The organism is Prosthecobacter fluviatilis, from assembly GCF_055388355.1.
Map to the genome: position 1 here is coordinate 6,167,483 of NZ_AP043782.1, position 13,943 is coordinate 6,181,425.

Here is a 13,943-nt window from a genome sequence, read left to right on the forward strand (position 1 = left end):
CGACGGCACTTGAGCATTGCGCGCCGCCTTCTAGTATCAGGCACCGGTTCCCACCCCATGTTTTTCCTCACCCCACGCTACCTCAAGCACGCCAAGCTCCTGCACAAGGGCGTGACACGCTTCATCAACTACAAGCGTGATATTCTGCCCCAGGCAAAGCTGGACGAGATCACCGCCCTGCGCAGCCGCCTGGAGGATGCCATGCGCGCCCGGGACAAGGCGCTCATCAGCACCTTGAATGATGAGATCAACAAGGCCTGTGAGAAAGCGCTGCCGCATGAGGAGCACTCGGACATCGGCGAAAATGTGGAGGTGTTCTTTGTCGCCATCGTCATCGCGCTTGGCATTCGCAGCTACATTGCGCAGCCGTTCAAGATTCCCACCGGCTCCATGCAGCCGACTCTGTATGGGCTGGTCGCGAATCACACCGACCAGGATGTGACACCCAATCTGTTTGTCCGCTGCAAGGACTGGGTGGCCGGTCGCAGCTACTACAATGTGGTGGCCAGTCGTTCGGGTTTCCTGCGGAAAGACGGGCCTCCTCTGACGGAGCACAGCTACCTCGGCTTTTTCGCGCACTGCCGCCTGCATTTTGAAGACGGCGGCACGCAGTGGATCTGGGCACCCATGCGCCAGCTGGCCACCGACCCGGACGGTTTTAATCTGGGCATGCAGCGCTACCTGAATCTCCCCGTCAGCGCGGACGGTCAGAACATCACCCCAGATGCACAAGTGGAGCAAAAGATCGGGCAGTCAGGCGGCACCTACGTCACCGAAGGGCAGCTGCTGGCACGCGGCACCCTGGACACCGGGGACCATGTGCTGGTGAACAAATTTGCCTACAACTTCCGCCGCCCCACACGGGGCGAGGTGTTCGTTTTCACCACCAAGAACATCCGCAGCCCCTACATGCGGGTGAGCGTTGAGGAAGGCTCTCAGCATTACATCAAGCGGCTCGTGGGCGTGCCCGGAGACCGGCTCGAAGTCAAATCTCCCGAGCTGTGGGTGAACGGCAAGCCCGCCGAGGAGTCTGGCATGAAGCGTGTGGCTGCCAAGGAGGGCAGCTACAGGGGTTACGGCAACTTTGGGTTCCTTTCTGAAGGCACGGTGCGTGAGCTGAGCAACCGCGATGCCCTGCGCGAATACTGGGCCATGGGGGACAACAGCTACAACAGCTCGGACAGCCGCTACTGGGGAGCCGTGCCGGAGCGCAATCTCGTGGGGCCCGGACTGTTCTGCTACTTCCCGTTGGGAAGAAACTGGGGCCTGATCCGCTAGAGGCCCCGCCCCAGGCTGGGACGTTTGCACAAAAAAACGGGGAAGGCTGATGGGCCTTCCCCGCTTCGCGAAATTCAGCCGTTTTACAGGCCCTGCTGGCGCAGGAAGTTTTCCACCCAGGTGATGTCGTACTGTCCGTTCTGGAAGTCCGAGGTGGTCAGGATCTGGCTCTGCAGCGGGATCGTGGTCTTGATGCCTTCGACCGTGAACTCACCCAGTGCGCGGCGCATGCGGCGGATGGCGATGTCACGCGTGGCTCCGGTGACGATGAGCTTGGCGATCATCGAGTCATAATAGGGTGGCACAGCATAGCCGGAATAGACGTGGGTGTCCACGCGCACGCCACGGCCGCCGGAGGTGTACCAGAGGTTGATCTTGCCGGGGCTGGGGGTGAAGTTGCGGGCAGGATCTTCCGCATTGATGCGGCACTCGATGGCATGGCCGCGAGGCTGGGCGTCCACCACGTGCTCGCTCAGCGGCAGGCCTGCGGCGATGCGGATCTGCTCCTTGATCAGGTCGCAGCCATACACTTCTTCGGTGATGGGGTGCTCCACCTGGATGCGGGTGTTCATCTCCATGAAGTAAAAGTTCTCGCACTTGTTATCCACGAGGAACTCGATGGTGCCGCAGTTCTCGTAGCCGATCTCCTTGCAGAGTTTCACCGTGGCGTCGCCCATGCGCTTGCGCATTTTGGCGGAGATCTTGGGGGAGGGGCACTCCTCGATGATCTTCTGGTTGCGGCGCTGCATGGAGCAGTCGCGCTCACCGAGGTGAACGACGTTGCCGTGGGAGTCTGCCACCACCTGGAACTCGATGTGGTGGGGCTTTTCGACGAGCTTCTCCATGTACATGGAGCCGTCGCCAAAGCATTTGAGGGCTTCCAACGAGGCCGCCTGGAAGCTGGACCGCAGCGTGGCTTCATTGAGCACCGGGCGCATGCCGCGCCCGCCACCGCCTGCACTGGCCTTGACCATGACGGGGTAGCCGATCTTGCGTGCCCATTCGAGGGCCTCCTCCTCCGTTTGAATGATGCCGTCCGAGCCGGGGGTGATGGGCATGCCTGCCTTCAGGGCCGTCTCGCGAGCCACGTTCTTGTCACCCATCATGCTGATGACGCGGGCGGACGGGCCGATGAACTTGATTTTGCACTGGGCGCACACTTCGGCAAACTCGGCCTTCTCGGAGAGGAAGCCGTAGCCGGGGTGGATGGCGTCCACATTGGCAATCTCCGCCGCGCTGATGATGCGGCTCATTTTCAGGTAGCTCTCGGTGCTGGGGCCTGGGCCGATGCAGATGGCTTCATCGGCGAGGTGAACGTGCATCGAATCGACATCGGCTTCGGAATAAACGGCGACGGTTTTGACGTCGAGTTCTTTGCAGGCACGGATGACGCGGAGGGCGATTTCACCACGGTTGGCAACGAGGACTTTTTTGAACATGAGAGCGCTAGAGAGGGAGTGGAGGTCTGGCAGGCCCGGCTGCTGGCTTGAGCCGGGCCCGGTAGTGCCAGGGCATCAGGAGATCAGTGGCAGGGAGGGCGGAAATCAGGCTTTCAACTCAAAGAGGGGCTGGCCGTACTGGACGGGCTTGCCGTCTTCCACCAGCACGCGGGCGATGGTGCCACGCACGCCTTCAGGCTTGATTTCATTCATGACCTTCATGGCCTCGATGATGCAGACGGTGGTGTTTTCATCCACATGGTCGCCTACATTGGCGAAGGCTTTTTCTCCGGGGGCGGAGCTGCGGTAGAAGGTGCCCACCATCGGGGAATTGATGGTGGGACCCACGGCCTCAGGTGCGGAAGCGCCTGCTGCCGGTGCGGCAGGAGATGCTGCGGCAGGCGCAGGCTGCGCTGGCGCCGGGGCCAGGCTCGGGGCCGGAGCCTGAGCGTAGCTGATCGGGGCGCCGGAGGAGATGGGCAGGCTCTGAAGCAGGTCTTTCACTGCTTCAAGGTCGGAACCACGGCGAAGCTCAAGCTTGGCTCCGTTGCGCTCGCTGTAGAAATAGGAAACATCGTTCCCAGCCATCAGCTGGACGATCTCACGAATCTGATTGAGATCGTTCGAGGTGGACGATGAAGAAGAGGGGGCGGAGGCGGCGGGTTTGGATTTGGTGCGTTTGGCCATGTCGGGGAGAGTGTGTCAACGAACGGGCACGATCATACAAACTCAGCCAGATGTGGCAACCATAAAGGCGGCCTTGACTTTTAAGTTCGAATCTTTCCGTACCTTTCAGGGAACTCGCGGAAATTTGGAAAAATCAGGCTTCCTTTTTTCCACGTAGGCGTTTTTGCCCTCCTTGGCCTCTTCGCTCATGTAGTAGAGCAGCGTGGCGTTTCCGGCCAGGTCCAGCAGGCCCATCTGGCCGTCGCAGTCGGCGTTGAGCGCGGCCTTGAGGCAGCGCATGGCCAGCGGGGAGTGCTGCAGCATTTCGCGGCACCACTTCAGCGTCTCCTCTTCGAGCTGGTCCAGCGGCACCACCGTGTTTACCAGCCCCATTTCCAGCGCCTGCTTGGCGTCATACTGGCGGCAGAGGTACCAGATTTCGCGGGCCTTCTTCTGGCCCACAATGCGGGCCAGGTAGCTGGAGCCCAGGCCGCCGTCAAAGCTGCCCACCTTCGGTCCGGTCTGGCCAAAGCGTGCATTGTCTGCGGCGATGGTCAGGTCACACACCACGTGCAGCACGTGGCCGCCGCCGATGGCGTAACCGGCCACCATGGCCACCACGGGCTTGGGCAGGGTGCGGATCTTCCGCTGCACGTCCAGGATGTTCAGGCGCGGTACGCCATCATCGCCGATGTAGCCTGCGTCTCCGCGCACCTTCTGGTCGCCGCCTGAGCAGAAGGCCAGGGGGCCTTCGCCGCAGAGGATGATCACGCCCACGTCCCGGTCCTCATGCACGATGTCAAAGGCCTCCAGCATCTCCTTGACCGTCAGCGGGCGGAAGGCATTGCGCACCTTGGGCCGGTTGATGGTGATCTTGGCGATGCCGTCGCTGGTCTTTTCCAGCTTGATGTCCTTGAAGGTCTTGATGGGGGTCCACATGGGGAGTTTGCGGTGGTTGGCAGTTGTTGGCGATGGTTTGCAGTTGTTGGCCGGGCCTCCAGAGGCTTGCTTGCGGTGGCTTGGGAACAATCGCAAACCACTGCAAACTACGGCCAACCATGGCAAACTCAGAAGTTTGTATAAGTACGCAGCTCTGAGATACGTGCGGCGATGTCTGCGAGAGTCACGGTTTGCAGCTTGTGGGTGCTGAAGGCTTCGCAGGTGTAGCTGGCGGTGACGCTGCCGTGCACGACGGCGGTCTTGAGGTCTTCAAAGGTGGGCTTGGTCTTGCCATTCGCTGCCAGCCAGCCGGAGAGGCCGCCGAGGAAGGAGTCGCCTGCGCCGGTGGGGTCAAACACGTTGTGCAGCGGGTAGGCGGAGCAGGCAAAGAACTCCTCCGGCTTTTCGCCAAAGAGGAAGCTGCCGTGCTCGCCTCGCTTGACGATGACAAAGCGCGGGCCCTTGGCCTGCAGTCGGCGTCCGGCTTCCACGAGGTTGGTCGTGCCCGCAAATTCCTTGGCCTCGCCGTCGTTGATGACCAGGAGGTCGATGCGCTTGAGCACATCGTGCAGGCGCTCATTGGCGATGCTGATCCACAGATCCATGGTGTCTGCGGTGACGAAGTCCGCCTGGATCTGGTCCAGCATCTGCATCTGGTTGTCCGGGCTCATGTTGGCGGCCACGGCGACTTTGGCGGCTTTGGCTGCGGCAGGGAGCTTGGGCTGCCACTGCTCCAGCACGTTGATGCCCACCTTGTGCGTGGTGCGGTTGTTCATGTCCTCATGGTACTCGCCGGTCCAGGTGAAGGACTCGCCATCGCTGCGCTCCAACCCGTCCAGGGTGATGCCACGGGAGGCCAGCATGTCGAGGTGCGGCTTGGGGAAATCATGCCCGATGACTCCCACGAGATGGATGGGCTGGCAGAAGATGCTGGCTGCCAGCGCTGCATAGCTGGCGGAACCTCCCAGCAGGTTTTCCTGCGAGTCCTGCGGGGTTTTGACATTGTCGAGGGCGACGGTTCCGGCGATGACGACTGACATGGGCGTGTATTTTGGTTAGATAAGGTGAAACAGTTAGTCCTTGCCTCACTGGCGGCGAACTTTAACGGTGCTGCCGCCAGCGGGGACGCGGAGTATCGGTTCCACCTCCCCGGTGTCAATTGCCACTCCGCCACACTTTCATGCGCCTCGGTCTTTGTTTTTTCATGCTGATCCTCCTGCCTGTGGCCACGGGGGTGCATGCCTGGCTTTTTTGCCGTGACAACCTCCCTGGGCTCACCCAGCAGGCCGTGGACCGCCTGAAGGCCGCCGGAGTGCGCGACCCCGTGGTGGAATTGCGCTTTTTCGACATCGCCGTCAGGGGGGAGGCCCCCGACCCACCTGCGCGTGACAAGGCGCTGGCCGCCATCCGCACGCTCGTGCCCCTGCGGCTGCAGACTGCCGCAGAGGGCATCGTCGTGCCAGCCAGCCTCCATGCCAGACTGGACGCAGGCACACTCCGCCTCAGCGGCTGGTTTCCTGACAGCGAAGAGATCGGCCAGGTGAGCCGCCTTCTTGAGGATCTGCGTCCTGATCTCGTCATCGACACCCACGACCTGCACGCCGTACCTGAGGTGAAATGGCCGGAGGGAGTCAGGCCGCCGCTGGGCGCAGGCAGCCCGCTGCTCAAGCCCATCATCGAAACCCTGCGAGTGCCGGCGGAGCTCCACATCCACGCCAGGGAAGGGGCCATCGTGCTCAGCGGCCTGCTGCCAGACACGGCCCTGAAGCAGGAGCTCGTGGCGACACTCGCAGAAGTGGCCGGAGCCAGGGAGGTGGACCCCGCCGCGCTGAAAGCCAGCCCGCATGTGCTCCCCGCACCCTTTGCCAGGCCAGAGCAGCTCACGGCCTTTGTGAATAGCTTTTTCAGCCTGCCGCCGCCTCGGTCTTTTGACATTCGGAGCGACGGCATCCCGCACCTCACAGGCATGGCCACGCGTCAGTTGGAAAGCGTGTGGCTGGCATTGCTGCGGCCGGTCACCGGCTCCGCCAAGGTGGAGGCGAAGTTCACGCTGATGCCCTCGCTCTACCATTTTCCAGGGTTTCAGCCTCAGTCAAAGCTGCCTGCCGCCACCCTCGAGTCCATGCGCGAGACCTTGCGCGGGTGTGTGATCGTTTTTGAGCCGGGCTCTGCACAGCTCCAGCCCGAAGAGCAGATCAAGCTCGTCACGCTGGCACCTGCACTGCTGGCTGCCGGGCCGGGGCTCGGGCTGGTCATCGGCGCCCATCCAGATCCCGCCGGGCCTGAGAAAGCCGAGAAAGACCTCTGCAAGGCGCGTGCCAATGCCGTGATGTCCTTCCTCGTGGAGCAGGGTGCGCCCACCGCAGACATGCAGGCTGTGGTGTTTGACCCCGTGCCCGCCGGCTCGCCTGCGGCTCCTGCCAGCCCGCGCTGTGTCGAGCTCCTCATCAAATAACTGTCCATGAAATTCGACTTTGAATCCCTCTCCACCGAGCCGCTGTTCTACATGCTCATGCACAGCGGTGCCTTTGTCTGCGTGCTGGGGAGCGTCTTTTTTGTTGTGGGGCTGCTCTTTGGCTACGCCACCTGGGGGCGTTACAAGCGCCAGACGCGCCTGCTCCTCGGAGAGGCCTCCTCACTGAAGGATGAAATTGCCAGCCTGAAGCGCAAGGTGGGGGACCACTCCATCCACTCGGGGCCTGCAGTGCCGATGGCCACCGAGGTCATCTACATGCCCAAAAAAGAGAACGCGCCTGCCCGCGCGGCAGAAGCCCCCTCTGGGCAAGACATCCCACCGCCAGCCGCCCCTGCCGCGCCCGCGAGTGAGGCCAGCCCAGCGGAGCAAGCCCCGGCGCCAGAACCGCCGCCTGCAGGCATGGCAGAGTCTCCTCCCGCAGAGGCCTTGCCTCAGGTCCCGCATGAGTCGGCCCTCGCCGCCATCATCTCTGCTCCGCATGCCAAGGGCACGCCTGAGACAGGGGCAGATGAGCCTGCCCTTTCTGAAGGACTGCCGCCTGCGGCCCTTCTTCCTCCCCTGACCGAGCTCTTGCTGCCCGCCTTGCCCGAGGTGGAATTTCAGCCTCAGCCCGAGATCAAGCTCACGCCACAGTCTGACTCAGCGCTCGATCCCAAGCTCGGCTTCATCTACAAGTCCCGGCCCGAAAAAACGGACGACCTCACCGTGATTGAAGGCATCTCTTCCGTGCTGGAGCAGCGGCTGCATGAGCTGGGCGTCTACACGCATGCGCAGATTGCCGCCTGGGATGACGACCACGTCAAAGAGGTCTCCGCACGCCTCGCCTTCAAAGACCGCATTCGCCGTGAGCGCTGGGTGGAGCAGGCGCGCGAGCTTGCCATCAGGCAGACGGTCGTCTGAGCCCGCTCTCAAATCCGCCGACGATTCGCGCTCTGCCGCGCAACCACCACCCCGAAGCCGGGTTGCATGCGCTCATGATCACGCGCTTTTCTCTGCTGGTTCTGCTGTCCTCCACATTCGCCGCCACTGCTGCGGACTGGGCGCGCTTTCGCGGGCCGAACGGCAGCGGCATCGCCCCGGATGACAAGCCGGTGCCGGTGGAGTGGAGCGCCACCAAAAACCTCAAGTGGAAGACCGCGCTGCCCGGCCCGGGTTCATCCAGCCCCATCGTGGTGGGAGACCGCATCTTCGTCACCTGCTGGAGCGGCTACGCCACCGATGGTCCACAGTCGGCGGGAGATATCACGGCTTTGAAGCGCCATCTCGTCTGCGTGGACCGCACCACCGGCAAGATCCTCTGGGACAAATCGGTTCCCGCCAAGCAGCCTGAAGAGCCCTACGGCGGCATGTTTGCCCAGAACGGCTACGCCAGCCACACGCCGGTCTCGGATGGCAAAAGCGTCTTCGCCTTCTTCGGCAAATCCGGCGTGCATGCCTTTGACCTGGAGGGCAAGCCGCTCTGGCAGGCGGATGTGGGTGACTGGGACGACCGCCGCAACTGGGGCAGCGCCTCCAGCCCCATCCTGCATGGAGACATCCTCATCGTGCCCGCGCTGGTGGAGAGCCAGACGCTGTATGGCTTTGACAAAAACACCGGCAAGCAGCTCTGGAAGGCTCCCTCTGAAGGATTTGCCGGCACCTGGGGCACTCCCGTTCTCGCCGGAGCTGATCTTGCCATTGCCGTGCCTGGAGAGGTGTGGGGCTTCAATCCCGACACCGGCAAGCTGCGCTGGTACGCCACCGGCCTGCAGAGCGACTCTGTGTGCAACAGCGTCGTGACGGATGGCAGCGCTGTCTATGCCATGAGCGAACGCGGCGGCGGCTCCGTGGCCATCAAGGCTGGCGGCAAAGGCGACGTCAGCGCCACGAACACCCTCTGGACCGGCCCCAACGGCTCGCGCATCGCCACACCCATTCTTTGGGAAGACCGCCTCTACTGGATCAGCGGCTCCATCGCCACCTGTCGCGATGCGAAAACGGGTGCGGAGATTTACAGCGAACGCATCGAAGGCGGCACGGCTGCCCCCAGCAGTGGCGGTGGTCAAGGATTCGGCGGCGGACGTCGCGGCGGTGGCGGAGGAGGTGACTACGCCTCTCCCGTCGTCGCCAACGGCCACCTCTACCACATGGGCCGCCGTGGCGAGGTGCTCGTGGTCAAGCTCGGCCCCAAGTTTGAACTCATCTCCCGCAACACGATCGAAGGCGACACCTCCGACCGCAGCGCCACTCCTGCCATCAGCAACGGGCAGCTCTTTCTGCGCTCCGCGAAGACGCTGTATTGCATCGGGGAGTGAGACACCTCATAATTCACGAGTGTCGTCATGAACTCGTGAATGAAACTGCAGATACTGTTTTGCCTTCTCTGCACCTGTGCGCTTTCAGCTCAGGATCTCACGCCGTTCCTGGCGCCTGATCTTGCAGATGGATTCGACTTTCCCGTGGGCGGGGCCGATGGCAGCGCAGGCTACAAGGACCTCGCCACTCGGAGATGGTACAAGAGCTGGAAGGTGGATGAGGTGGTCATCGACGCTCTCGCGCTGGAGTCGCATGAGACATGGAATGGCAGCGGCGGCGGCGAGACGGATGCCGGGCTGCCGGTGCATGCCATGGCGGCCGGGACTGTGACCGAGGTCAAGGACGGCGAGGCCTGGATCGAGCACCGCTTTCTCGAAAACGGCCAGCCGCAGTGTGTCCTGACCGGCTATGCGGGCATTCACCAATGCGACCTCAAACCTGGCGACACCGTGAAGCGCCGACAGCGCATCGCTCAGATCGCCCCCGGCAAAGATGGCGGTCACGCACAGCTCACGGTCACGCTGCGGCATTGTCTCTTTGCCGAAGCGGCCACCTGGCCGATGAGTGTTTCAAAGTTCATCCGGAGTCATTCGCGCCTGCTGGTGCCCGCGAAAGAGGAGCGCGTGGTCATCGCGATAAAGCATTCCTACCAGCTTTACGTCTGCGAAAAAGGACAGGTGAAACACACGCTGCCCATGGCTCTGGGGCAGGACGGCAGGCAGCGAAAAACCACCGATGGCGACAACCGCACGCCCGTGGGCGAATACCGCATCACTCAAAAATCCCAAGGCCCTTTCGATGGCACCTACGGCGCTTACCTCGGTGCTGCATGGCTGCGTCTGAACTACCCCAACACCCACGACGCACGCATCGCCTTAATGGAGAGTCGCATCACCCAGAGACAGCACGATCAGATCGCCGCCGCGGCGCAGCGTGGTGCCATGTCTCCCCGGGGCACACCGCTGGGAGACGGCGTCGGCATTCACGGTTGGATCAGCGACTGGCCCGACGGCCATCATCACCTCACCTGGGGCTGTCTCAGCCTCCGCAAGGCAGACCTGATCCTGCTGCATGATCTGGTGAGCAAAGGCACGCGGGTTCTGATTGTGCCGTGATTGTTTTGTGAAAGCCGTGACTTTCACGCATGATTGATGTCGAATGGGAAAATCATGACTGCCTGCCGACCATTTTCATTTCTTGCTGCCTTGATGTGTCTATGGATGCAGGCCGCCGAATGCCATGCGGAAATACAGGCTGATCACAGCTTTCTGATGATCCCGCCGAAAAAGTCAGCGGAGTTTTCCACGGCACTGCTCCAGCAGGTTGAAAAAGAGATGGCACCGCTCACATCATCGAAGGAGAAACGGGCTGCGGTCTCCAGTTTCACGACCAGCAAAGGCTGTTACGTGCTGCATGGGGATCTCTTTGGCAGCGGGCAGCGCTTTGCTCTGATGGAGCTTCAGGTTGATCCGTCGTTTGAGATGCTGGCGACTGAAGAAAAAGTGGTGGGACTGGCGTGGCTGAATGCAGGACGGTGGGAACTTTGTGCGCTGATAGACGTTGCACCTGTCTGGCGCCCGAAAGGATGGAAGAAAAGCGACGATGATTACCTTCCCGTAACTCCCGCAGAGCACCCCTTTGAACTCGAAGACCTGTCTGGCGATGGCGTGCCAGAGGTCATCCTGGCTGCTTATGTGGACAAGTACTTCCAGGAGTATTTCATGTTCCGCTGGAATGCCAAAACCAAGAGCCTTGCGTGTGTCGCCGACTCCATGGCCAAGCCTGTGGGACAAGGAAGCTACGTGATTTTGCACTCCAATTCGGGGCGTCGAGCCATCTGGGGAGAGTGGAGTTTTTGCCGCTGGAATGGAGACAGACTCATTGAAAAGGCCTCATGGCATGAAGAGGTGCCTTACAATCCTCCAGAGGAGCCTTTCATGATTGCCAAGCGCGTGAATTCCGATGGTACGACAGTTGAGTTTGAATTGAAAGATCTGGAGAGTGATTCGTATACGGATTCAGTCTATCGGATCACGCGACAAGAGAAGCCTTTTGCAAAAGTGACCTTCAAGTGGAGCAGGACATTGCAGGCTGTCGCAGCGGATGGATATTATCCACCTGGTGAAGAGGCCGCCTACCTGTTTGAAAAACTCACGGGGCTGCCCCGGAAACTCTATCCTGGGCTGGAATATCAAAAGCGGATTAAATCGCTGGAAAAATCTGTGAAGATTCATGTCGAGGGTGAGCAGGAGGCTCGGGAGATGCTATCTCCTCGATGACTGAGTCTCACCGCCACTCATGCTTCGGATACCGCCCCCGCAGCTGCGCCTTCACCGCCGGATATCCCTCTCTCCAAAACCGTCCAATATCTCCCGTCGTCTGAATCGGTCTCTGTGCGGGTGAGAGCAGATGCACCGTCACGCTGATGCGTCCGGCGGCGACCTTCGGATTTTCGTTCACGTCGTACATCTGCTGCAGCACCACGCTCACGCTCGGTGGCTGCTTTTCGTCATAGACGATGCGGGCGGTCTTGCCGTTCTTGAGCGGGTAGCGTTCGGGGGCGTATTTGTCGAGGAGCTCGCGCTGGCTGTGGCTGAGCCACTGGTGCAGGGCGGGGAAGATATCGCGGTCCTTGAGCTGGCGGTAGGCGATGCAGCCGGTGCACACCTGCTCGATGATGAGGTGGCGGTCCTCTTCGCCGATGGCGGGAATTTCGAGGTCGGGCATCCATTTGGACAGGCAGTTCACGCGGGTGATCCACTGCTCCACTTTCTCGTTCCAGTTCGTGAGCTGCAGGCGGCCTGCGATGACTTCGGCGGCGAGCAGGCTGGCGGCGGTGGATTCATCGGGCTCGCCGCGCTCGCGGCTGCTGAGCACGAGGCTGCGGAAGCGGACTTCTTCGAGATTCATCACACGGCGGTTCACGGCATCATACGCCGCGCGGTTGCCGGTGGTGAAATCTTCGGGGAAGAGCTCACGCAGCCACTCCTCTTCAATGCGGGTGCAGTTGTTGAGCTGCACGGTGAGCGCCTTGCCCTGCACCTCGACGATTTCGGAGGCGACGATGAGGCGCGGCGGGCGGATGTGTGCGTCCTTGCCAAGGTGGCCGCTGTAACCACCCGCGAGGCGGTAGATGCGGATGCCGGTGCTGGTCTCCACGCCGAGGTGGTCGCTGAATGCGGCGAGCAGGGTTTTGGCGAGCGCGACGGGATCGGCGACCTCGTCATTGATAAGCAGGCCGGATCGTTTCGCGAGTTGCAGAAATTGATCGGCGCTGCGTGCGGCCTCGCGCGAGGCGGTGGCATGGATGCCGTAGCGTGCACACTCATCGGGGTTGAAGTTCATGGCCTCGGCGCGGATGAAGGCGCGCAGGATGGCCTGAAACTCCGTCACATCGTCGTGTTCCCACAGGTCCTCGTTTTTGTGCGAGGCGTTGTTTTTGCCAACGAGCAAAATGTCCCGCCCCTGTGCAGCAGCAGCGCAGAGCGTGGCCTCACGCAGGCAGCCAAACTGCGCGGCGGCGAGCAGCATGCGGGAAAAGCGCGGATGCAGTGGGAATCGGCTCATCTGTTTTCCCAGAGCGGTGATGTGCCCTTCGTGATCAAGTGCTCCGAGATCGTGCAGCAGACCCTCGGCACGCGACTGCGAGGCAGGCGTGGGCGGCTCAAACCAGTCGAAGGGCTCGCGTGAAAGCACGCGCAATGCGAGCAACGCCTCGCTCAAATCGAGGCGCTGCACTTCGGGCAGTTCGCTCTCGGGCCGCAGCAGATGCTCGCGCTGAGTCCACAGTCGCACAGCGATGCCGGGGCCAAGACGGCCTGCACGTCCGGCACGTTGCTCGGCGGAGGCTCGGCTGATCTTTTGCACAGTCAGCGTATTGATGCCACGGCGCGGATCATACGAGGCCGTGCGGGCCAGGCCGCCATCCACCACGGCGCGCACGCCTTCGATGGTGAGGGAGGTTTCCGCGACGTTGGTGCTGACGATGATCTTGGGCTGCTCGCCGGGTGTGACGGCGGCATCCTGATCCTGCGGTGTCAGCTCGCCATGCAGCGGCACCACGCGGCGGCCATGCGCAAAGCTGCGGCCCTGAATGGCGGCGATGGTCTTCCTGATTTCATGACCGCCGGGCATGAAGACGAGCATGTCTCCGCTGAAGCCGGGGGAGTTTGCGAGGTCTTCGCAGGCACGCGCGGCCTGGTCCCAGATCGGCTCCGGGTAGCCGGTCTTGAGCTGGAGCGGGGCCTGGTAGTGCACCTCCACCGGGAAGGTACGGCCTTCGGATTCCAGCAGCTTGGAGGGCTGCATGAAATCCACTAGCGGTCCCGGCACCAGCGTGGCGGACATGACGATGATTTTCAAATCGGGCCGCCGTGTGCGCTGAAGCTGGCGCGCAAAGGCGAGCACGAGATCGCCATCGAGATGCCGCTCGTGGAATTCGTCGATGACGATGCAGCCCACGCGTTCGAGCTGCGGATCTTCCAGCATCTGGCGCAGCATTACGCCCTCGGTCACATAGCTCAGGCGCGTCTCCTTGCTGGTGATGTTTTCAAAGCGCACCTGATAGCCCACCTCGCCGCCCAGGCGTGCATTGCGCTCGCGCGCCACGCGCTGGGCCAGCATGCGTGCGGCGATTCGGCGTGGCTGCAGCACGATGCAGCGCTTTCCCTCCGCCAGCAGGCCGGAGTCCAGCACGAACTGCGGGATCTGCGTGGACTTGCCGGAGCCCGTGGGCGCTTTGATGAGCAGATTCGGCAGCGCCGGATCAAGAAGCGCGGCGGTGAAGGTCTGGCGGAGTTCGAAGATGGGAAGCGTGGCTGGGCTGGACATGGACGCCCATGTGGTGGCCC

General features: G+C 62.0%; 11 protein-coding genes. 6 read left to right on the forward strand and 5 right to left on the reverse strand.

Annotation, left to right across the window (positions count from 1 at the left end; translation table 11 throughout):
- Positions 1 to 57: 57 nt before the first annotated feature.
- On the forward strand, positions 58 to 1,278 hold the full coding sequence (gene lepB / locus ACZ5WW_RS24150) for a signal peptidase I (RefSeq protein WP_377163769.1): 1,221 nt from the start codon (positions 58 to 60) through the stop codon (positions 1,276 to 1,278).
- Between the two features lie 83 nt (positions 1,279 to 1,361).
- Here lepB and accC read toward each other — a convergent pair whose 3' ends face one another.
- The 4 genes from accC to ACZ5WW_RS24170 form a co-directional block, all read right to left on the reverse strand.
- Positions 1,362 to 2,717, reverse strand: coding sequence for an acetyl-CoA carboxylase biotin carboxylase subunit (gene accC, locus ACZ5WW_RS24155; RefSeq protein ID WP_377163771.1), 1,356 nt, complete (start codon positions 2,715 to 2,717; stop codon positions 1,362 to 1,364).
- A 105-nt stretch (positions 2,718 to 2,822) separates the two neighbouring features.
- Positions 2,823 to 3,404 (reverse strand): acetyl-CoA carboxylase biotin carboxyl carrier protein, encoded by a 582-nt coding sequence (accB, locus tag ACZ5WW_RS24160; RefSeq protein ID WP_377163773.1) that lies wholly within the window; start codon positions 3,402 to 3,404, stop codon positions 2,823 to 2,825.
- Positions 3,405 to 3,509: 105 nt separating this feature from the next.
- Positions 3,510 to 4,322: a 1,4-dihydroxy-2-naphthoyl-CoA synthase gene (menB, locus tag ACZ5WW_RS24165; RefSeq protein WP_377163775.1), complete on the reverse strand. Its 813-nt coding sequence runs from the start codon at positions 4,320 to 4,322 to the stop codon at positions 3,510 to 3,512.
- A gap of 128 nt (positions 4,323 to 4,450) precedes the next feature.
- Entirely contained in the window at positions 4,451 to 5,362 is a 912-nt protein-coding gene (locus tag ACZ5WW_RS24170) for a PfkB family carbohydrate kinase (protein WP_377163777.1), read from the reverse strand.
- 164 nt (positions 5,363 to 5,526) lie between these two features.
- Here ACZ5WW_RS24170 and ACZ5WW_RS24175 point away from each other — a divergent pair, with 164 nt between their 5' ends.
- The 5 genes from ACZ5WW_RS24175 to ACZ5WW_RS24195 all read left to right on the forward strand — a co-directional run bounded on the left by ACZ5WW_RS24175 (position 5,527) and on the right by ACZ5WW_RS24195 (position 11,372).
- Complete coding sequence (locus ACZ5WW_RS24175) at positions 5,527 to 6,777, forward strand: OmpA family protein (protein WP_377163779.1); 1,251 nt, start codon at positions 5,527 to 5,529, stop codon at positions 6,775 to 6,777.
- Between the two features lie 6 nt (positions 6,778 to 6,783).
- Complete coding sequence (locus ACZ5WW_RS24180; RefSeq protein WP_377163781.1) at positions 6,784 to 7,698, forward strand: hypothetical protein; 915 nt, start codon at positions 6,784 to 6,786, stop codon at positions 7,696 to 7,698.
- A gap of 74 nt (positions 7,699 to 7,772) precedes the next feature.
- Positions 7,773 to 9,092, forward strand: a complete 1,320-nt coding sequence (locus tag ACZ5WW_RS24185) for an outer membrane protein assembly factor BamB family protein (protein ID WP_377163783.1) — start codon at positions 7,773 to 7,775, stop codon at positions 9,090 to 9,092.
- 39 nt (positions 9,093 to 9,131) lie between these two features.
- The gene (locus tag ACZ5WW_RS24190) at positions 9,132 to 10,208 is read left to right on the forward strand and encodes a L,D-transpeptidase family protein (RefSeq protein ID WP_377163785.1); all 1,077 of its coding nucleotides are present in this window, start codon (positions 9,132 to 9,134) and stop codon (positions 10,206 to 10,208) included.
- Positions 10,209 to 10,262: 54 nt separating this feature from the next.
- Positions 10,263 to 11,372 carry a hypothetical protein gene (locus tag ACZ5WW_RS24195; RefSeq protein ID WP_377163787.1) on the forward strand — a complete coding sequence of 370 codons (1,110 nt, stop codon included), beginning with the start codon at positions 10,263 to 10,265 and terminating at the stop codon, positions 11,370 to 11,372.
- 7 nt (positions 11,373 to 11,379) lie between these two features.
- Here the strand turns inward: ACZ5WW_RS24195 and hrpB are convergent, their stop codons facing one another.
- Positions 11,380 to 13,923, reverse strand: coding sequence for an ATP-dependent helicase HrpB (gene hrpB / locus ACZ5WW_RS24200; protein WP_377163789.1), 2,544 nt, complete (start codon positions 13,921 to 13,923; stop codon positions 11,380 to 11,382).
- Between the last annotated feature and the right edge of the window lie 20 nt (positions 13,924 to 13,943).